The organism is Pseudoxanthomonas sp. PXM02, assembly GCF_014851805.1.
Classification (GTDB): Bacteria; Pseudomonadota; Gammaproteobacteria; order Xanthomonadales; family Xanthomonadaceae; genus Pseudoxanthomonas_A.
In genome coordinates this window covers 657,165-676,368 of sequence record NZ_JACVAK010000002.1, presented here as the reverse complement: position 1 = coordinate 676,368, position 19,204 = coordinate 657,165, and the positions used below count along the sequence as shown (strand labels likewise).

Genomic DNA, 19,204 nt, shown 5'->3' with positions numbered 1-19,204 from the left:
GCTCCTACAAGTGCATCAAGCCCTATTCAGGGCTTCGCCGTGGATTCGACGACCTTCGCCGCACCGACCGGATTGCGCGGGTCGCTGCCGCCGTGCAGCGTGTTGGTGGTCTTGTCCCACTCCACCGTCTGCAGGTTGCCCCAGACGTGGCTGGAGCCGCGGCCACCCTGGGCGGTGTTGCCCGGGACCTTGAACGCGTGGCCCATCGCTTCGAGCGCCTGCTGCGAGGCGGGACTCAACGCATCGGTCTCCATCTCGATCAGGTCCGGCATCCACTGGTGGTGGAAGCGCGGCAGCGCGGCGACGGCCTGCGGGTCCAGGCCGGCGTCGTAACCCAGCACGCCCAGCAGCACCATGGTGATGATGCGGCTGCCGCCCGGGGTGCCCAGCACGGCGACCTTGTCCGGCGACTCCATGAAGGTCGGCGTCATCGAGCTGAGCATGCGCTTGCCCGGCTTCGGCGCGTTGGCGTCGTAACCCATCACGCCAAATGCATTCGGCGTACCGGGCTTCAGCGCGAAATCGTCCATCTCGTTGTTCAGCAGCACGCCGGTGCCCGGCGGCACCAGGCCCGAGCCGTACAGCAGGTTGACGGTCTGCGTGCCGGCGACGCGATTGCCTTCGGCATCGATGATCGAGAAGTGCGTGGTCTCTTCGTCTTCCAGCGGCGTCTGCTGGCCGGACAACTGGTCGCTCGGCGTCGCCTTCTGCGGATTGATCGTCGCGCGCAGACCGGCCGCGTAGTACGGGCTGGTCAGCGTCTTCATCGGGATCTCGACGAAATCCGGATCGCCCAGGTAGAAGGTGCGGTCGCGGAAGGCGCGGCGCATCGCTTCGACGACCAGGTGCGTGCGCTGCACCTCGTCGAGCTTGGACAGATCGTAGGCATCCAGGATCTGCAGCATCTGCGTCAGCGCCACGCCACCGGACGACGGCGGCGGCGCGGTCGTCACCTGCCAGTCGTTGTACTTGAAGCTCAGCGGTTCGCGCTCGCGTACCGTGTAGCCGGCCAGTTCCCTCGCCGTCCACTGCCCGCCCTCGGCCTTCACGCCGGCCAGCAGCAGCTTCGCGGTCTCACCGCGATAGAAGCCGTCGAAGCCCTGCGCGGCGAGGCGCTCCAGCGTGCGCGCCAGATCGGGCTGCTTGAAGACATCGCCTTCCTTGATCGGCTGGCCATTGGCCAGGAACACCGCCCGCGTGCCCTTATAGCGCTCCATCACCTCGCGGCGCGCCTGGTAGCCGCGCGCCATGCGCGCATATACCGGGAAGCCTTCGCGCGCCGTGCGGATCGCCGGTGCCAGCGAAGTCTTCAGCGGCAGCCTGCCGTACTTCTCCGCCAGATGGACGAATGCCGCGGGCAAGCCCGGAATGCCGGCCGCCCACGGGCCGTTCTCGGCGCGGTCGCGATTGAAGTCGCCATTCGGCAGCAGGTACTTGTCGGGCGTGGCCGCGATGGGCGCGGTCTCGCGCGCATCGATGAAGATGTCCTTGCCGGTCTTGCCATCGTGCAGAAGGAAGAAGCCACCGCCCCCCAGTCCGGAACTGATCGGCTCCACCACAGAGAGCGTCGACGACACGGCGATGGCCGCATCGAAAGCATTGCCGCCCTGCGCGATGATGTCCTGGCCGGCCTGCGTGGCCAGCGCGTGCGCGCTGGCGATGGCGCTGCCGGGCGGATGCGACGGGGTGGGCGTGGGGCGGACCGCGTCGGCGGCCAGCGCAGCGGGCGCGAAGGCGACGACGAACAGCAGGGCAAACAGACGACGATGGATCACGACTTCTCCTGGAACGGACACCGGGACGAAGCACGTGCGGAACAGGGGAAATCAGCCGGCCTGCAGCCTCAGCATCTTCGCCATCAGTGCTTCGTGGGTCTCAGGATACGCCGGATCGGGGTCGATGCACTCGACCGGGCACACGACGACACATTGCGGTTCGTCATGATGGCCGACGCATTCGGTGCAGCGCGCCGGATCGATCACATAGATCGTCTCGCCCATCGAGATGGCCTGGTTGGGACAGGCCGGCTCACAGACATCACAGTTGACGCAAAGCTCGTTGATCTTGAGGGACATGGACTTCCATTCTTCCCGTCGGAACGGGACTCAGTGACCGCTTGAAGTCACTGGATCCCCGCGTCCGCGGGGATGACCTTCCGGCCGAGGCGTGGCCACCGTTCGGCGGCCACGCGCCGGAAGGTCACTTGGCTTCGACGAACACGTACTCGGCGGTGCTCGGGGCAACAGCGGCCTTCACGCGCTCGCTGTCCTCGGGCTTGCCGATGAACAGCACGCGCACGCCCTTGAACGCATCGGTCTCGACGCCTTCGAACGCGGCCACGGCCAGGTCGGCGATCTTGGCGCTGTTCGGCGAGCCGAACGCGATCAGGTTGCCGCTGCTCACGCCACGGGCGACGGCGCCCTTGGCCTGGTCCAGCTGGCGGCCGTACTTGGCTTCGAACTCCGGATCGGTTTCGGCCGGCAGGTAGTACACGTACGGCGTGTTGGTGATCGTGCCCATGTTGGCGTCGACCACCTTGCTCAGGTACTCCTTCCACGGACCGTCTTCGGTCGTGGCCGGTGCGACCAGGGCGACGTCGGCCGGCTCGGCCGGGGCTTCTTCCTGCTTCTTGCACGCCGCGAACGGCAGCACGAGGCAGGCGGTGAGCATGATGCGGCTTGCGAACTTCTTCATGGGTAATCCCCCTCTTGATGAAACGGTTGTCGGAATCGGGACGCTCAGGCGCCCTGCTTGTTGTTCTGCCACTGCGCTTTCAGCGCCGCGGTCACGGCCGGCGGCACGAAGCCGGAAACATCGCCGCCCAGCCGCGCGATCTCGCGCACCAGCGACGAGGAAATGAAGCCGTACTGCTCGGCCGGGGTCAGGAACAGCGTCTCGACCTCCGGGATCAGGTGGCGGTTCATGCTGGCCAGCTGGAACTCGTACTCGAAGTCGGACACCGCGCGCAGGCCGCGCAGCAGCACGCCGCCGCCGACCTCCTTCACGAAATGCGCCAGCAGGCCGTCGAAGCCGCGGACTTCCACGTGCGGGTGCTTCGCCACCGCGTCGCGGGCCAGTTCGACACGCTGGGCCAGCGGCAGGGCCGGCCCTTTGCCCGGGCTTTCGGCCACGCCGATGATCACGCGCTCGAACAGCGGCGCAGCGCGGTCGATCAGGTCGATATGGCCATTGGTGATGGGGTCGAACGTGCCGGGGTACACGGCCGTCCGGGTGCGCGCCACAGTCATTCAGTCGTCGCCGGCGGATCGTCGGGGCGAAGTGTAACAGTGGGCTGCGCGGCCGGGGTCCGGTACAGGGCGTAGCGCACGTCCCGGGTCCGTCCCTCGCGGTGCAGCGCCCAGCCGGGCGGAACCCCCGGCGCGAGGTCCGCCGGCGACTCCACGTAGATCCAGGCCCCCGGCGCCAGGCGCGGCGCCAGCGCGGCCAGCGCGCGCTCCCACAGGCCGTCGGCGAACGGCGGGTCCAGGAACACCAGATCGAAGGTCTCCCCGCGGCTACCCAGCCATGCCAGCGCGTCCATGGCGTGCACGTCGGCCGGCGCGGACAACTTCGCCGCTGCCTCGCGCAGCGCTGTCGCCAGCCCGGGATCGCGTTCGACCAGCGTGGCGTGCGCCGCGCCCCGCGACAGCGCCTCCAGTCCCAGCGCGCCGGTGCCGGCGAACAGGTCCAGCACGCGTGCGCCCGGCAGGGCCGGCATCAGCCAGTTGAACAGCGTCTCGCGTACGCGATCGCTGCTCGGCCGCAGCCCGGGACGGTCCGGCACCGCCAGCTTCGTGCCGCGCCAGCGTCCCCCGATGATGCGCACCTGGCCGGTTCCGCGTGATGCGGAAGCGGGGGCGGGAGGTGGCGGGCGACGGGAGCTGCGGGACATCGGCAAGGCGGCGACGGAAGGCCCCGCATGATACGGCCCCGCCCCTGCGACAGGACCGCACGGTTGAGAAAGCCGCGCCGGACCCATACACCGGGAGACATCGGCCGCCGCCTGCGGCCCTGTACCGATTCCATGGAGCACCACCGCAATGACCATTGAGACCCGCAAAGAAACGCTGGGCTTCCAGGCCGAAGTGAAGCAGCTGCTGCAGCTGATGATCCACTCGCTGTATTCGAACAAGGAGATCTTCCTGCGCGAGCTGGTCTCCAACGCGGCCGATGCCGCCGACAAGCTGCGCTTCGAGGCGCTCAAGGAACCCGGCCTGCTGGCGGAGGACCCCACCCTGCGCATCCGCATCGGCTTCGATGCCGACGCGCGCACGGTGACCATCGACGACAACGGCATCGGCATGAGTCGCGACGACGCCGTCGCCCACCTGGGCACCATCGCCAAGTCCGGCACCGGCGAGTTCCTGCGTGCGATGTCCGGCGACCAGAAGAAGGACGCCAACCTGATCGGCCAGTTCGGTGTGGGCTTCTACAGCGCCTTCATCGTGGCCGACCGCGTGGACGTGTTCAGCCGTCGCGCCGGCCTGCCCGCCAGCGAGGGCGTGCACTGGTCAAGTGCCGGCGAAGGCGATTTCGAGGTCGCCACCGTCGACAAGCCCGAGCGCGGCACCCGCATCGTGCTGCACCTGAAGGACGGCGAGGAAGGCTTCGCCGATGGCTGGAAGCTGCGGGGCATCGTCAAGAAGTATTCCGACCACGTCGGCCTGCCGATCGAGATGCCGAAGGAACAGCACGGCGAAGACGCGCCGGCGGCGATCGAATGGGAAGCCGTCAACAAGGCCAGCGCGCTGTGGACGCGCGCCAAGTCCGAGATCAAGGACGAGGAATACAGCGAGTTCTACAAGCACCTCTCGCACGATTTCGCCGACCCCGCGGCGTGGAGCCACAACAAGGTCGAAGGCAAGCTGGAATACACCTCGCTGCTGTACGTGCCGGCACGCGCGCCGTTCGACCTGTACCACCGCGATGGCGCCAAGGGCCTGAAGCTGTACGTGCAGCGCGTCTTCATCATGGACCAGGCCGAACAGTTCCTGCCGCTGTACCTGCGCTTCCTGCGCGGCGTGGTGGATTCGTCCGACCTGTCGCTCAACGTCTCGCGCGAGATCCTGCAGTCCGGCCCGGTCGTCGATTCGATGCGCTCGGCGCTGACCAAGCGCGCGCTCGACATGCTGGAGAAACTGGCGAAGGACAAGCCCGAGGACTACAAGGCGTTCTGGACCAACTTCGGCCAGGTGCTGAAGGAAGGCCCCGCCGAGGACTACACCAACCGCGAGAAGATCGCCGGCCTGCTGCGCTTCGCCTCGACGCACGATGCGAGTGGCGCCACCAGCGTGGCGCTGGCGGACTACGTCGCCCGCCTGCAGGAAGGCCAGGACAAGCTGTACTACCTGACCGGCGATTCGCATGCGCAGATCAAGGACAGCCCGCACCTGGAGATCTTCCGCAAGAAGGGCATCGAGGTGCTGCTGCTCACCGACCGCATCGACGAATGGCTGATGGGCTACCTGACCGAGTTCGACGGCAAGTCCTTCGTCGACGTCGCCCGCGGCGACCTGGACCTGGGCGCGCTGGACAGCGAAGACGAGAAGAAGGCGCAGGAAGAAACCGCCAAGGCGAAGGAAGCCCTGACCGCCCGCATCAAGACGGTGCTGGGCCTGGACGTGGCCGACGTGCGCGTCTCGCACCGCCTGACCGACTCGCCCGCCATCCTCGCCATCGGCCAGGGCGACCTGGGCCTGCAGATGCGCCAGTTGCTGGAAGCCAGCGGCCAGCAGGTGCCGGAGAGCAAGCCGGTGTTCGAGTTCAATCCCGACCACCCGCTGATCACCAAGCTCGATGCGGAAAGCGATGCGAACCGCTTCAACAACCTGACCCGCGTGCTGTTCGACCAGGCCGCGCTGGCGGCCGGCGAAAGCCTCAAGGACCCGGCCGGTTACGTGAAGCGGCTGAATGCGTTGTTGCTGGAACTGTCGGCCTGAAAGATCCCTTCTCCCCGCCTGCGGGGAGAAGGTGCCCGAAGGGCGGATGAGGGGCGAGCGACGTCATGGGACGTGGGCTGCGAAGCGCACTGACATCACTCGACAGGGCGCGCATTACTGAAACGCTGCGGCTCCGTCTGCCCCTCACCCGCCTTCGGCACCCTCTCCCCATAAACGGGGAGAGGGAGTTTGCTGATGATCTACGGAGGCGCTACGCCCTGATATCCAGCAGGCTGCCCAACGTCTGGTCGGCCACCTTCAGCACGAACAGGTTGGCGCCGGCCATCGCCTTGTAGGTCAGCATCGCGGCCACGTCCTCGAGCGGCGCGGCCGGATCGGCGGGCGCCTCGACCACGCGCGCGGATACGCCCGCCGCATCCGCCGACAGCGCGACCGTCTGCCGCGTGGCATCGGGCGTGGCCAGGTTGGCGAGGTTTTGCGCCGCGGTCTGCAGGCCGGTGGAGGCGGCGCGCAGGCCCGAGGTGGCAATGCCGGTGATGGCGTTCATGCGGGGATTCCGGGTTTTCCGCCCTCGATATCGGCCGCTTGCGGCCCCACTTGAGTCCTGTGCCCGGGCGTCCGACAGCCGGGTGGTAGCATGTCGCCCTCTTCGAGATACCCCCTGCAATGATCGGTTTTTTCCGCCGCAAGAAGCCCCAGGACGGCCCGGACGCCGCCCAGACCCGCCCCAGCACCAAGGAACTCGCCGCCGCCTTTCCGCGTGCGCCCAGCGAGCCGTTGCCGGCGGACGTAGCTCTCCCTTCTCCCCCGCCCGCGGGCGAGAAGCTGTCGCAGGCGGATGAGGGGGAAGAGCAGGCCGTAGCGCCGGTGGAGAGTGCCGCGCCTGCCCCCTCACCCCAGCCCTCTCCCCCGCAGGCGGTGGAGAGGGGGCACGACGCGGAGGCTGATGCGGCCCCTGCGGCGCCGGCAGGGAAGTCCGGATGGCGCGACCGCCTGCGCCGTACCAGCGCTGCACTGGGCCTGGCCGGCCTGTTCACGCGCAATCCGCGCCTGGACGACGACCTGCTGGACGAGATCGAAACCGCGCTGCTGACCGCCGACGTCGGCGTGCCGGCGACCACGGCGATCATCGAAGATCTGCGCAAGCGGATGAAGGAACGCGAGTTCGCCGATGCGCAGGCGCTGCTGAAGGCGTTGCGTGCGGACCTGATCGCGCTGATCACGCCGGTGGCGAAGCCGCTGGTGATCGACGCCAGCCGCAAGCCGTTCGTCGTGCTGACCGTCGGCGTCAACGGTGTCGGCAAGACCACCACCATCGGCAAGCTGGCGCGCCGCTTCAAGCAGGACGGCCACAGCCTGATGCTGGCCGCGGGCGACACGTTCCGCGCCGCGGCCGTCGCGCAGTTGCAGACCTGGGGCGAACGCAACGGCGTGCCCGTCGTCGCGCAAGGCCAGGATGCGGATGCCGCCTCGGTCGCGTTCGACGCGCTGCAGTCGGCGAAGTCGCGCAACTTCGACGTACTGATCGCCGACACCGCCGGCCGCCTGCACACGCAGACCGGCCTGATGAACGAACTGGGCAAGATCCGCCGCGTGCTGGGCAAGATCGATGCGGACGCACCGCACGAAGTGCTGATGGTTATCGACGGCACCACCGGCCAGAACGCGCTCTCGCAGCTGCGCCAGTTCCATGCTGCCGTCGGCGTCACCGGCCTGGTGGTCACCAAGCTGGATGGCACCGCCAAGGGCGGCGTGGTGTTCGCACTGGCGCGCGAGTTCGGCATTCCGATCCGCTACGCCGGCATCGGCGAGCGCGTGGAAGACCTGCGCGTGTTCGATGCGGAATCCTTCGTCGACGCGCTGCTGCCGGAAGCGCTGGGTGGCGGCTGACTTCAGGTCCGCCGCTGTTGTGGGAGCGACGTCAGTCGCGATGACGCCATCGCGGTGGTCGATCGCGACTGACGTCGCTCCCACAGGACGCTGTACGTGAGCGCTGCCTCCTTCGCGCAGCGCCTGCTGGCCTGGTTCGACGGACACGGCCGCCACGACCTGCCGTGGCAGCACCCGCGCACGCCGTACCGCGTGTGGCTGTCGGAAATCATGCTGCAGCAGACGCAGGTGGCCACGGTCATCCCGTACTTCCAGCGCTTCGTCGAACGCTTCCCCACCCTGCCCGACCTCGCCGCCGCGACCACCGATCACGTGATGGCGCACTGGGCGGGCCTGGGCTACTACGCCCGCGCCCGCAACCTGCATGCCGCCGCGAAGGCGTGTGTCGCCGACCACGGCGGCGACCTGCCGCGCGACTTCGATGCATTGCACGCACTGCCCGGCATCGGCCGCAGCACGGCTGGCGCGATCCTGTCGCAGGCATGGAACGACCGGTTCCCCATCCTCGACGGCAACGTCAAGCGCGTGCTGACGCGCGTCCACGGCATCGCCGGCTGGCCCGGCCTGCCGGCGGTGGAGAAGCAACTCTGGGCATTGGCGGAACAGCACCTGCGCGGAGTGCCCGATGGCCGCCTGGCGGACTACACGCAGGCGCAGATGGATTTCGGCGCGACGCTGTGCACCCGCGCCAAGCCGGCGTGCGTCGTGTGCCCCGTGCAGGACGATTGCGTGGCGCGCCGCGACGGTCTCGTTGCCGTGCTGCCCACGTCCAAGCCGTCGAAGGTGCTGCCCGAGCGCGAAGCGGTCGCGCTGTGGCTGGAGAACGCCGCGGGCGAAATCCTGCTGCAGCGGCGACCGGAGACCGGCATCTGGGCCTCGCTGTGGACGCTGCCGCAGGCCGACACCGATGCGGGCATGCGCGACTGGTTCGCAAGCCAGATGAAAGGGAATTACGACGCCGCGGAAGAACTGCCCGTCGTCGTGCACACCTTCAGCCACTACCGGCTGTACCTGCAGCCGCTGCGCCTGCGCAAGGTCGCCCTGCACGACGCGGTGCGCGACAATGACGACCTGCGCTGGGTGGCGCGCGGCGACCTGGCCGCGCTGGGCCTGCCGGCGCCGATCCGCAAACTGCTAGGGAACTGACCGATGTCGCGCACCGTCTTCTGCCACTACGAACAACGCGACACGGAAGGGCTGGATTTCGTCCCCTATCCCGGCGAACTGGGCAAGCGCATCTACGCCAACATCGGCAAGCCGGCGTGGGCGGCCTGGCTGGCGCACCAGACCATGCTGATCAACGAGAACCGGCTGTCGCCGCGCGATCCCAAGCACCGCGCCTTCCTGGAGACGGAACTGGAGAAGTTCCTGTTCGGCGGCGGTGCCGACAAGCCGGCCGGTTACGTACCCACGCCGTAACGCCGGCCACCCTCTCCTCAGCTCTTCGCCTTGCGCTCCACCGCGGCGGCTTCGCGCAGTTCCTTCTGGCTGGCGCGCGGCGCCTTCACGTCGAGCGGGCGAATGGTCTCGATGCGGCAGGGAATCTTGATGCTGGCGGTACCGGAGCCGAGCGGAATGACGTCATCGAAGCGCGCGGACACACGGCTGCCGAACTGGGTGATGCTGATCGCCATGGCGTAGTCGAGGTCCTGGCAGGGGCCGGACAGTTCCAGCAGATAGCCTTCGCTGGCCTTGGTCCAGACCGCCAGCGCGCCGTCGCCGAGCGGCGTCCAGCCGTTGAGGCGACCGAAGTACTGGAAGTCCTTGACCGGTTCTCCGGCGTGGTCGCGGTAGAAGGCCAATTGTTCGGCGTCGGTCTGTTTGCCGTCGGTGGCACAGCCGGACAGGGCGGCGGTGGCCAGCAGGACGAGGGGAAGCAGGGATTTCATGCGCGTGCTCCGGGTGCGTTCGGGACTCTCTCCGTGGGTGACATGATGCGCCGGGCCGTGGCGGCGGGCGCCGTGGGGCAAGGCAGGCATTCAGCGCGGGGCCGGCTTGCCATCCCCCGCCCCGATCCGTATCATCTGCCGCCTCCGCACCGGCCCTGCCGCGCTGCGAAAGATCCTGGCCTGGTAGCTCAGTTGGTAGAGCAGCGGATTGAAAATCCGCGTGTCGGTGGTTCGAATCCGCCCCGGGCCACCATATTGATTCCGAAAGGCCTGCAGCGATGCAGGCCTTTTTCGTTCCCGCGACCTGCCCCGTGCGCCGGCGTCGCCTCCCCCAGACTTCCGTGATCCCCGTGCCCGAGCCCATCCGCCTTGCCAAACGCGTTGCAGAACTGACCAGCTGTTCGCGCACCGAGGCCGAGCAGTACATCGAAGGCGGCTGGGTCACCGTGGATGGCGAAACCGTGGAAGCCCCGCAGCACCCGGTCACCGATGAACGGGTGGAGATCGATCCGGCCGCCGAACTCGGCGCCGCCGAGCCCGCCACCCTGCTGCTGCACAAGCCCGAAGGCATCGCCTGGCAGGAGGCCGCCGCACTGGCGGTGCCGGCCACGCGCATGGCGGACGACGACAGCGGGGTTCGCCCGTTGAAGCGCCACCTGCACCGGCTCACCGCGCTGGTGCCGCTGGACACCGACGCCAGCGGACTGGTGGTGCTCAGCCAGGACGGCCGCGTGGCGCGCCGCCTGAGCGAGGACTACGCGCAGATCGAGCAGGAGTTCGTGGTGGAAGTCCGCGGGGAAAGCGGGCCGTACACGCTCAGTCGCATCGGCCACGCGGCCACGTACCAGGGTCGCGGGCTGGCGCCGTGCAAGGTCAGCTGGCAGAACGAAGTGCGGCTGCGCTTCGCGATCAAGAACGTGCAGCCGGGCGAACTGCGCCACCGCTGCCGCGAAGGCGGGCTGGACGTGGTGTCGATCCGCCGCTTGCGGATCGGCCGCGTCGCCCTGGCGAAGGTGCCGGTGGGCCAGTGGCGCTACCTGCCGGTGGGCACGCGCTTCTAGCGTCTTGCGGGCGAAATCGCCCAACGCGATCTCTCATCGCCCCGCACTGACGGGATTGGGCACACCGCGTCGCGCTCCCGTTTGCTGAGCGCGCCGCTCCTTCTGTCTCACATCCGCAGCGCGTTTCCTGCTCGGCGGGATCGCTGCGCGCCTAGAACGCTCGACACCCACAGGTCACCGACGCTCCCTGTCGAACGGCGCCACTGTGACGTTTGCCGCCGCGACGATATGCAATTGGATGAAAAAGGGTGTCGCGACACCGAAAAACATCCAGCGTTGGATCAAAAAGGGTCAACGTTGACCGTTAGTGTTAGAAGAAAGACCGAAAAAGGGTCAACGTTGGGTCTTAGTGAGAGACGAAACACCGAAAAACTTCCAACGTTGGATCAAAAAGGGTCAACGGTGACCCTTACTGTGAGAAGAAATACCCAAAAAGGGTGAACGTTGGATGTTTCTGGCTCAACGATGGACCAAAAACATCCACGCGATACCGTTGGTGTGAGAAAGAACCCGCTGGCGAATCCGCAGGATGTCTTTGCGCGCGATGCACGCCACTGCGTGTCGCTTAGCGAGACTAGACAACATTGCTGTTTATCGCTGACACCATCGATCTGCGGCCCGATATCTCACGTTGAGTGGGTTAACCTCGATCCATCCCACGCCTTCGAAGGATCGAAGCCATGACTGTTCCAAGGAAGTTGCCGCCGGGATTCACCTGGCGGCGTGAGCTGGATCAAGACACGCTCTACTACGACAACGTGCCGGTGGCGCGTGTTGAACCGCTCGTGCAGGGTACGGTGGTGCGTTCGCTCGTTCGCGGACCGCAGCTGTCGCCTTGCGAAACCCTCGTGCCCAATGTCGAGCGCGGCATCGCACTGGCGACGCGCTGGGCTGCCGAGCGACAGGGCGGCATCCACCAGGCATGCCGGCACGCCCACGAAGCCGCCACCAATGGCGGGCTGCCTGCGGAAGCGCCTTCGATCGCGCGCTGGTTCCAGACCTGAGTCATGCCGGTAGAGTGCGCGTTCATTCGCGCGCTTCGATCTTCAATCGATGGCCTGGCGGCTCAGGTGATGCTCATCAGCATCTGGAGTGGAACAAACCGCCACTCGCTTGACGGCTTGATACGTAGCGGACACGCAAACGGAACACGTCGCTCGCCGTCGGTGTCCATGTAGACCAGCTCGCCGCGTACGCGGTGGTCTTCATAAGGCAGACGCAGGTCATCGAGCACGAAAACGATGCCCCCGTCATGCAGCGGCATGGCTTCAAGCGCTTTTGCGTCCGGTGCCAACGGCAACGATGCACCGCGTTCCACCGACTGCAGGTCGAGATGGCGAACGATGGCGGTGAGCGGCATGTCCGCGGGCGGGGCGTCCATCGTGAGCAGCAGCCGGTAGGGCTCGCCCCGTGCGCTGAAAAGAATCCGTTCGTCCCATTCCGTCCCCATGCTGGCGGTGAGCGGCATGCCGTGCGCCTCGCAAGGCGCGGCGGCGTAGTCCCGGTAGACGTAGTAGCGGAACAGCGCCCAGAAGATCACTGCCAGGCCCGCCAGGCCCAGCACCGCCAGCACCACATCCGATCGTTCGATCTTCATCCCGTGCGCTCCCTGCCCTTTGCGGCACAGGCTACCGCGTCGCGGCCCGTCGCAGCGGCGCCTCCTGCCCTCCGTTCCATCGGGCAACGGCACGCTTCACGCTGTCATGCGCCCGCCCTGCCTACTCTGGTCCGCATGCCGTCCCGAGGAACCCCCATGCGCCCCCTGATCCTGCTCTCCGTCCTGCTGCTCGCCGCCTGCGGTGGCGGTGGCCTTGCGCGGGGCGACGACGCGCCCGCGTGTGCGAGCGTCGCCGCCAAGCAGCGCGCCGTGGAGAAAGTCGACAAGGACTACGAAGAGCTCCGCCAGCGCACGGTGGAATCGCCTACCGAGAAGAACCAGCGCAAGCTGGCGGAAGTGGCGACGGAGTCCGCGGCCGCCACCGCGGCACTCGACGCTGCCGAAGCGGAACAGGCCGCCGGTCGCTGCCCTGAGGAGTGAGTGCGCGGCTAGTGCGCGGCCAGCGGCATCGATCGTGGCGCCGCGTCCCCGGCGACCCGCGATGCTCCTGCCTGCTTGGCGTCGTGGGGATAACAGTCCTTGCAGGCGGCACGCAGGGCGGACGGCGCCACGCTGGTCGCCTCGCAACGCGTAAGGCCTTGTGCAACGCCCTTGCCGTTTCCGTGCAGCCAGGTCGCCAATAGCAGGACGGCAGCGCCGCAGAACCCGGCGATGAGACGGGAATTCGAATCGAGGGGCATGGTGGGGAACTCGAGGAGACGTACAGGCCGCGCCGGCCGCCCTGCGAAGGGCGCAGCTCAGGCATCGCTACGGAATATCGCCTCGCGTAACGCGATCAGGACAAATGTGACCACAGCGGCTTTGCCGGATCGGGCGGCTCGCAGGCAGGCGAGGCTGGGTCGCGGACAAGCCGATGCCGGCTGCCTATGCTGCGGGGCCCTTTCCTGTCCCTCGCCGCCGCATGACCGCCACTTCTTCCCCGTACGCCGTTGGCCAGCGTTGGCGCTGCCTGGGCCGCAATGCCGGCGAGACGCCCGTGCTGACCATCAACCGCATCGATCCGCATCCGCTGGGCGGCGAGATCCTGCATGTCAGCGTGACCGGCGCGCGCATCCGCCATCCCGGCCTGCGCGACGGCTTCATCACCACCTTCGCCCACCTGCCCATCATCGGCCAGGTGCTGGAGCGCAGCGGTGCCGAAGCGGTCGGTGAGGGTGCGACCGATCCGGCCTACCTGGCCGGCTACAACGAATGGAAGCAGGCCTTCGACGCCGGCCAGGCCGGTTCTTACGGCATCGCGCTGGCGGAAATCCTGGACCTGATCGAGACGATGCTGGCCAAGCGCGACGTCGGCAACGGGGCCAACTGATATTCCAGACGATTCACGGTGTCGCGCGTCGCGGCGCCGGCTTCGGAATGTCGGCTTTCGGCGCGCGACCGGAACCGATCATCGCCACCGCGCGCATTTCCACCACCGCGCCCGGAGCGAGCAGTGCGCTGGTGCCGACGGCGCTCCATGCGGGGTAGTGCGACGGGAAGAACTCGTGGTGGATCGGGGCGAAGCGGGCGAACTCGGCCTGGAAGCTCGCCGGATCGGTGGGGCCGGTATGGAAGGTGGTCAGTTCCACCACGTCCGCGTAGGTCGCGCCGGCTTCGGCGAGTTGCTTGCCCAGCACCACGAACATGCGCCGGACCTTCTCTTCGTAGCTGCCATCGCCGGCGGCGGGAATGCCGGACACGATGACCATGTCGCCTACCTTCACCACCGGCGTGTAGTGCCAGTCGTGGTACGCCTCCTCGTGACCGGGATTGGCGAAGTGCTCGCGCGTGGGCGCCTGCTGCGCCTGGACAGTGAAGGCGGCAAGGCACAGCAGCAGGCAGAAGCTCAAGCGGATCATGGCGGCGCTCCAGGGTGAGAGCCGTCATCTTGCGCCTTCCCCATGGCTGGCCATGTCCCATCCGTCACGCCACCACCACGCCGCTCACCACGGGCTGAATGCCACGTCGCGACCGCAGGCGTCGACGGCGCGCCTTGACGCCACTTCCACGTCGCCTGCCCCAAGGTCGACACACCCTCCCCTGTTGCGGAACCGCCGAGTGAACATCGTCATGAAGAAGGCATCGCACGTTCTTCCCGATCGCTTCACCTGGCTCCGCACGGAAGCAGGCCACGACCTTTGCGTGGACGACACGGTGATTGCCGAAGTACGTCCGCTCAATGCCGGCCTGGTGCTGCGCGTGAACGTGGACATGGGCGATATCGCGCCGTTCGAGATGGCGGTGCGCTGCGAAGAGCGCGCGATCGGCTGGGCCACGCAGTGGGCACGCCAGCGCGCCGGCCTGCTCTGCCGCTACGCCGATCGTCAGCGGTCCCTGCCACAGGTCGAGGACGCGCCGCTGGCGCTCGCGACGGCCTGAGGCTTCTTCTCCGGATGCGTGGGAACGAGGCGCTTGCCCTCCTCTTCTCCCCCGCCTGCGGGAGAGAGGATGCCGAAGGCAGGTGAGGGGGAGAGCGAAGACGACGCACGCCGGCGTCACGCGAACCGCCGATGGCCGAACTCCCTCATCCGCCGCCGCTGTGCGGCGGCACCTTCTCCCCCGCAGGCGGGGAAGAAGGGCCATGGACTCAAGCGCGGTTTCCTTGACCTAAAAGAAAAGCCACCGGGCAGGAGAGTTGCCCGATGGCTTGGGGGATGCGCGCCGGCCTCTCTCCGGCGCGCATCGCACTCAATGGCCGCTGCCGGCGGCCAGCTTGTCCAGGTCGATGCCCTGCTTGCGCAGCGTGCGGGTAGCGGCGATGGCGTAGAACGCCAGGTAGGCGAAGCACGCCACGCCGACGATGAAGCTGAAATGCACGCCGACCTTGTCGGCCAACAGGCCCTGCGCCAGGCTGACGAAACCGCCGCCCATGATCATCATGATCAGCAGGCTGCTGCCCTGGTTGGTCTTGTCGCCCAGACCGGTGATGGCCAGCGCGAAGATGCACGGCCACATGGTGCTGCAGAACAGGCCCACGCTGATGAAGGCCACCACGCTGGTCCAGCCCGTGGTGAACATGCCGATCAGCAGCGCAGCGATGCCACAGCCGGCGAAGTACAGCAGCATGCGGGCCGGATTGCCCTTGCTGGCCAGCGTGGCCAGGATCATCAGCACGATGACGGCGGCGTAGCCGAAGAACTGCGATACCTCGTGCTTCATGATCGCGTTGACGGCAAGGAACACGCCGAAGGCCACGTACGGCAGCAACAGCGTCAGCCAGCGCTTGGCACCGGAGCCGACGTTGAACGCGCCCGCCGCGCCGCCCCAGCGGCCGATCATCAGGCTGGCCCAGTACAGCGACACGAACGGCGCGATCTGCGAGGTCTCCAGGCCCAGGCCTTCCGGAGATTCCAGATAGGCCGGCAGGTTGCTGATGGTGGACACCTCGACGCCGACGTAGACGAAGATGGCGATCATGCCGAGCACCAGCTGCGGATAGCCCAGCGCCGACTTCTTGTGGATCAGCTTGCTGCTGTCCTGCGCTTCGGATTCCGACAGCTTCTCCAGGTCGATGTGGTTGGGCACCGAGGAGAATTTCAGGAAGATCGCCACCAAGATGAAGGCCACGCCCAGCACCAGGTAGGGCGTCTTGACGCTCTCGATGCTGGCCTCGGTGCCGCCCGACAGCACGCTGCCGAAGATCGCCACGCTGACCAGCAGCGGGCCGATGGTGGTACCGAAGTTGTTGATGCCGCCCGCCAGGGTCAGGCGCTGCGCGCCCGTCTTGGGATCGCCGATGACGATGGCCAGTGGATTGGCCGCGATCTGCTGCAGCGAGAAGCCGAGGCCGACGATGAACAGGCCCGACAGCATCAGGTTGAACGAGCCGGCGTTGGCCGCGGGATAGAACAGCAGCGTGCCCAGTGCGGAGATCACCAGGCCCAGGCAGATGCCGTTCTTGTAGCCGATCTTGTTGAGCAGATCGAGACCGATGATCTTGGAGACCGCCACGTAGATCAGCGAACCCACGGTATAGGCCACGTAAAACGCGACCGCGACGTACTGACTTTGTGCCTGCGTCAGGTTGAAGGCTTTCTTGAACACCGGGATCAGGATGTCGTTGCTGGCGGCAACGAAACCCCAGAAGAAGAACACGGTGATCAGCACGCCGAACTGCGACCATCGGGTGGGTTGGGTGGTCATGGATTGGTATGCCTACTGGTATGGGATCCGGACGGAACGGCCAGACTACGTGGCCGCTGCGTGATTGCAACTTGCACTGCGTCAGCGCCCCGCGGAATAACCGCGGGGCGCGGGTAGGACGCGCTTACTGCGCGCACTTCACCACGTCCGGCGCGTCGGCCGCACCGGCCACCACCTGGATGTTGGTGAATGCGGCGGCGAACGGTGCGTCGGCGCTGACGCTGAAGGGCGTGTCCACGCCGGTCAGGTCGGCCCCGAGCTTGCCGAAGCAGGCCAGCGGCACCTTGACCGTCTGCTTCCTGCCGACGGCATCGCCGGAGAAGGTGGCGGTCAGGTCCAGGCTGGCGCCGCAGTTGGCGCCACAGCCCAGCGTGAACTGCACCGGCTTGGTCGGCGCCTGCTTTACCACCACGTCGAACTGCACCACGCCGCGTGCCGTCGCCATCGCGGCTAGGTTGTTCTTCGACGGATTGCGCGCGAAGACGCGCGCCGGTGCCAGCCACGTGACTTCCTTGGCATCCTGCTGCGTGTTGACCTGCACGGTGGCGACCTGCAATGCAGGCTTCGCCTGCGGCCAGCGCTGCGTGCTGTTCATGTCGTTGCCGACCGCCTGCGTCGCGCCCGCAGCTTCCATCTGCAGGGTGAACGGCGCGATGTCGGACTGCTTGAAGATGCCCAGCGCCGTGGCTTCGCCGCAACTTGCTGCGCTGTCTTCCGGCAACTTGCCGACGTTGCTGCTGTCGCCGTAGCGAAGACCGGTGTCCAGCGCAAACTGCGGCTTGCTGTCGGCCTTCGGGCAGGCGATGGCCGGCCACGGGAAGGTCAGCTTGCCGCGGAAGTCGTGCGCCGGCTTGCCATCGGCGCCCGCCACCAGCACGTCGGTGACGCCCTTGCCTTCCGTGCCCGGCAGCCAGGCGGCGACGAAGCTGCTGGACAGGTTGATCAGGTCGTTGGCGTACAGCGCACGACCGGACAGGAGCACGGTGACGACCGGCTTGCCGGTGGCGGCCGCGGCCTTCAGCGTAGCCAGGTCTTCCGGATGGCGGCGGCTGTGCGACATGGTGTCGGACGGCACGATGTCGCCGTTGGTTTCGGCGTACGGCGTTTCGCCGATGGCGGCGACGATGACGTCGTAGCTGGCCGGGTCCACGCCCTCTGCACTCTCGCGCAGCAGCACGTTCGCTTCACCCAGCTGTTCGCGCAGGCCGGCGGCCAGGCTGTCGGCATTGGGGAAGTCGGCATTCGTGTTGTCGGTACCCTGCCAGGTCAGCGACCAGCCGCCGGTCTGGTTGGAGATGCTGTCGGCACTCTTGCCGACCAGCAGCACGCGCTGGTTCTTCTTCAGCGGCAACGTGCCGCCGTCGTTCTTCAGCAGCACCAACGACTCGCGCGCGGCACGGCGGGCCAGGTCGCGGTGCACCAGCGATTCGGGCTTGCCGGCGAACTGGCTGGCGGACGGCTTGTGTTCCCACAGGCGGGCGCGCAGCTTGACGCGCAGGATGCGGGTGACGGCGTCGTCGATGCGTGCCTGCGGGATCTCGCCCGACTTCACCTGCGCGATCGTGTTGGTGATGAAGGACTTCCACTTGTCCGGCACCATCACCATATCGATGCCGGCGTTGATCGCCTGCGGGCAACTGTCGTCGGTGCAGCCGGTGACCTGGCCGATGCCGTTCCAGTCGGAGACGACGAAACCGTCAAAGCCCATCTTCTCTTTCAGCGCGACCGTCAGCAGGTCACGCGTGCCGTGCATCTTGCCGTAGTCCTTGCCGGCGGCCACGTCGTTCCAGCTGTTGAAGGACGCCATGACGGTCTGCACGCCGGCTTCGATAGCGCCGTAATAGCCCTGGCCGTGGACATTGATCATGGTGGACTGCGTGATCGTGGCATTGCCCTGGTCCTTGCCGCCGTCGGTGGCGCCGTCGCCGATGAAGTGCTTTGCAGTGGCGACGACGTTGCCGTCCTTGTCGAGCAGGCCCTGCATGCCCTTGACGTAGGCGGTCGCGTATTCGCGGATCAGTGCCGGCTGCGAGGAGTAGCTTTCGTAGGTGCGCCCCCAGCGCGCGTCCTGCGCGACCGCGACGGTCGGTGCGAACGTCCAGGTGACGCCGGTGGCGCGCGTGGACTGGCCGGTGGCTTCGGCGATGCGCTCGATCAGCTCGACGTCATGCGCGGCGCCCAGGCCGATGTTGTGCGGGAAAATGGTCGCGCCGTAGACGTTGCTGTGCCCGTGCACGGCGTCGGTGCCCCAGATCACAGGCACGGGAATCTTGGCGTCGGTGGACATCGACGCGTCGTAATACGCATCGGCGAGCTTCACCCAGTCCTCGACCTTGGCGTGCTTGTTCATCGCCGGCCAGGATCCACCGCCGTTGAGCACGGAACCGATGTAGTACGTGCGCACGTCGGCCGGACTGATCGACTTGATCTCTGGCTGCACCATCTGCCCGACCTTCTGTTCCAGCGTCATGCTGGCGAGGATCTCCGCCACGCGGGCCTCGACGGCGGGATCCTGGGCGAAGCTGCTCTTCAGCGCCGGCCAGTCCTTCAGCTCCGCGGCATCGCTCGCTGCATCAGCGGCGGGTGTCTGTTCGGGTTCCTTCTTGGCCGTACACGACAGGCAGGCCAGCAGACTGGCCCCCAGCAGGGTCACTCGGATCGGATTCACTCGTTTCTCCCTAGATGGCGGCGCGCACAGCATCCCCGACAGGATCCGCGCCTTGA

The 19,204-nt window shown here is 67.2% G+C and carries 20 protein-coding genes and 1 tRNA gene; 10 read left to right on the top strand and 11 right to left on the bottom strand.

Annotation, left to right across the window (positions count from 1 at the left end):
• Positions 1 to 26: 26 nt before the first annotated feature.
• From ggt to rsmD, 5 genes are all read right to left on the bottom strand, one after another.
• On the bottom strand, positions 27 to 1,718 hold the full coding sequence (gene ggt, locus IB225_RS11935) for a gamma-glutamyltransferase (RefSeq protein WP_225583821.1): 1,692 nt from the start codon (positions 1,716 to 1,718) through the stop codon (positions 27 to 29).
• Between the two features lie 108 nt (positions 1,719 to 1,826).
• Entirely contained in the window at positions 1,827 to 2,075 is a 249-nt protein-coding gene (locus IB225_RS11930) for a YfhL family 4Fe-4S dicluster ferredoxin (protein WP_192311446.1), read from the bottom strand.
• Positions 2,076 to 2,199: 124 nt separating this feature from the next.
• Positions 2,200 to 2,694, bottom strand: coding sequence for a hypothetical protein (locus IB225_RS11925; protein WP_192311445.1), 495 nt, complete (start codon positions 2,692 to 2,694; stop codon positions 2,200 to 2,202).
• A gap of 44 nt (positions 2,695 to 2,738) precedes the next feature.
• The gene (coaD, locus tag IB225_RS11920; protein WP_192311444.1) at positions 2,739 to 3,248 is read right to left on the bottom strand and encodes a pantetheine-phosphate adenylyltransferase; all 510 of its coding nucleotides are present in this window, start codon (positions 3,246 to 3,248) and stop codon (positions 2,739 to 2,741) included.
• Positions 3,245 to 3,892, bottom strand: a complete 648-nt coding sequence (gene rsmD, locus IB225_RS11915) for a 16S rRNA (guanine(966)-N(2))-methyltransferase RsmD (RefSeq protein WP_192311443.1) — start codon at positions 3,890 to 3,892, stop codon at positions 3,245 to 3,247. The genes coaD and rsmD overlap by 4 nt, the downstream gene beginning before the upstream one ends.
• Positions 3,893 to 4,040: 148 nt before the next feature.
• Here rsmD and htpG point away from each other — a divergent pair, with 148 nt between their 5' ends.
• Entirely contained in the window at positions 4,041 to 5,939 is a 1,899-nt protein-coding gene (htpG, locus tag IB225_RS11910) for a molecular chaperone HtpG (RefSeq protein ID WP_192311442.1), read from the top strand.
• Between the two features lie 211 nt (positions 5,940 to 6,150).
• On the opposite strand, the gene IB225_RS11905 is transcribed toward htpG, so the two are convergent.
• Positions 6,151 to 6,447, bottom strand: coding sequence for a hypothetical protein (locus tag IB225_RS11905; RefSeq protein ID WP_192311441.1), 297 nt, complete (start codon positions 6,445 to 6,447; stop codon positions 6,151 to 6,153).
• A gap of 119 nt (positions 6,448 to 6,566) precedes the next feature.
• Here IB225_RS11905 and ftsY point away from each other — a divergent pair, with 119 nt between their 5' ends.
• From ftsY to IB225_RS11890, 3 genes are all read left to right on the top strand, one after another.
• Positions 6,567 to 7,790 (top strand): signal recognition particle-docking protein FtsY, encoded by a 1,224-nt coding sequence (ftsY, locus tag IB225_RS11900; RefSeq protein ID WP_192311440.1) that lies wholly within the window; start codon positions 6,567 to 6,569, stop codon positions 7,788 to 7,790.
• 96 nt (positions 7,791 to 7,886) lie between these two features.
• Entirely contained in the window at positions 7,887 to 8,936 is a 1,050-nt protein-coding gene (gene mutY, locus IB225_RS11895) for an A/G-specific adenine glycosylase (protein ID WP_345776614.1), read from the top strand.
• Between the two features lie 3 nt (positions 8,937 to 8,939).
• Complete coding sequence (locus tag IB225_RS11890; RefSeq protein WP_192311439.1) at positions 8,940 to 9,209, top strand: oxidative damage protection protein; 270 nt, start codon at positions 8,940 to 8,942, stop codon at positions 9,207 to 9,209.
• A gap of 17 nt (positions 9,210 to 9,226) precedes the next feature.
• Here IB225_RS11890 and IB225_RS11885 read toward each other — a convergent pair whose 3' ends face one another.
• Positions 9,227 to 9,679 (bottom strand): DUF6491 family protein, encoded by a 453-nt coding sequence (locus IB225_RS11885; RefSeq protein ID WP_192311438.1) that lies wholly within the window; start codon positions 9,677 to 9,679, stop codon positions 9,227 to 9,229.
• 177 nt (positions 9,680 to 9,856) lie between these two features.
• Here IB225_RS11885 and IB225_RS11880 point away from each other — a divergent pair.
• The 3 genes from IB225_RS11880 to IB225_RS11870 all read left to right on the top strand — a co-directional run bounded on the left by IB225_RS11880 (position 9,857) and on the right by IB225_RS11870 (position 11,744).
• Positions 9,857 to 9,932 (top strand) — tRNA-Phe (locus tag IB225_RS11880).
• A gap of 97 nt (positions 9,933 to 10,029) precedes the next feature.
• The gene (locus IB225_RS11875) at positions 10,030 to 10,740 is read left to right on the top strand and encodes an rRNA pseudouridine synthase (protein ID WP_192311437.1); all 711 of its coding nucleotides are present in this window, start codon (positions 10,030 to 10,032) and stop codon (positions 10,738 to 10,740) included.
• A 680-nt stretch (positions 10,741 to 11,420) separates the two neighbouring features.
• Entirely contained in the window at positions 11,421 to 11,744 is a 324-nt protein-coding gene (locus IB225_RS11870; protein WP_192311436.1) for a hypothetical protein, read from the top strand.
• 62 nt (positions 11,745 to 11,806) lie between these two features.
• Here IB225_RS11870 and IB225_RS11865 read toward each other — a convergent pair whose 3' ends face one another.
• Entirely contained in the window at positions 11,807 to 12,337 is a 531-nt protein-coding gene (locus IB225_RS11865) for a hypothetical protein (RefSeq protein ID WP_192311435.1), read from the bottom strand.
• A gap of 156 nt (positions 12,338 to 12,493) precedes the next feature.
• Between IB225_RS11865 and IB225_RS11860 the strand changes: the two genes are divergently transcribed.
• Entirely contained in the window at positions 12,494 to 12,778 is a 285-nt protein-coding gene (locus tag IB225_RS11860; RefSeq protein ID WP_192311434.1) for a hypothetical protein, read from the top strand.
• Between the two features lie 481 nt (positions 12,779 to 13,259).
• Positions 13,260 to 13,667 carry a hypothetical protein gene (locus IB225_RS11855; RefSeq protein WP_192311433.1) on the top strand — a complete coding sequence of 136 codons (408 nt, stop codon included), beginning with the start codon at positions 13,260 to 13,262 and terminating at the stop codon, positions 13,665 to 13,667.
• A 13-nt stretch (positions 13,668 to 13,680) separates the two neighbouring features.
• Here the strand turns inward: IB225_RS11855 and IB225_RS11850 are convergent, their stop codons facing one another.
• A complete protein-coding gene (locus IB225_RS11850) occupies positions 13,681 to 14,196 on the bottom strand; it encodes a Rid family hydrolase (RefSeq protein WP_192311432.1) in 516 nt (171 codons plus the stop codon).
• A gap of 211 nt (positions 14,197 to 14,407) precedes the next feature.
• On the opposite strand from IB225_RS11850, the gene IB225_RS11845 reads away from it, so the two are divergent.
• Complete coding sequence (locus IB225_RS11845; protein ID WP_192311431.1) at positions 14,408 to 14,716, top strand: hypothetical protein; 309 nt, start codon at positions 14,408 to 14,410, stop codon at positions 14,714 to 14,716.
• A gap of 309 nt (positions 14,717 to 15,025) precedes the next feature.
• Here the strand turns inward: IB225_RS11845 and IB225_RS11840 are convergent, their stop codons facing one another.
• Together IB225_RS11840 and IB225_RS11835 are read right to left on the bottom strand one after the other, a co-directional pair.
• The gene (locus IB225_RS11840; protein ID WP_192311430.1) at positions 15,026 to 16,480 is read right to left on the bottom strand and encodes an MFS transporter; all 1,455 of its coding nucleotides are present in this window, start codon (positions 16,478 to 16,480) and stop codon (positions 15,026 to 15,028) included.
• Positions 16,481 to 16,604: 124 nt separating this feature from the next.
• Entirely contained in the window at positions 16,605 to 19,148 is a 2,544-nt protein-coding gene (locus IB225_RS11835; RefSeq protein WP_345776613.1) for a glycoside hydrolase family 3 N-terminal domain-containing protein, read from the bottom strand.
• Positions 19,149 to 19,204 lie beyond the last annotated feature (56 nt).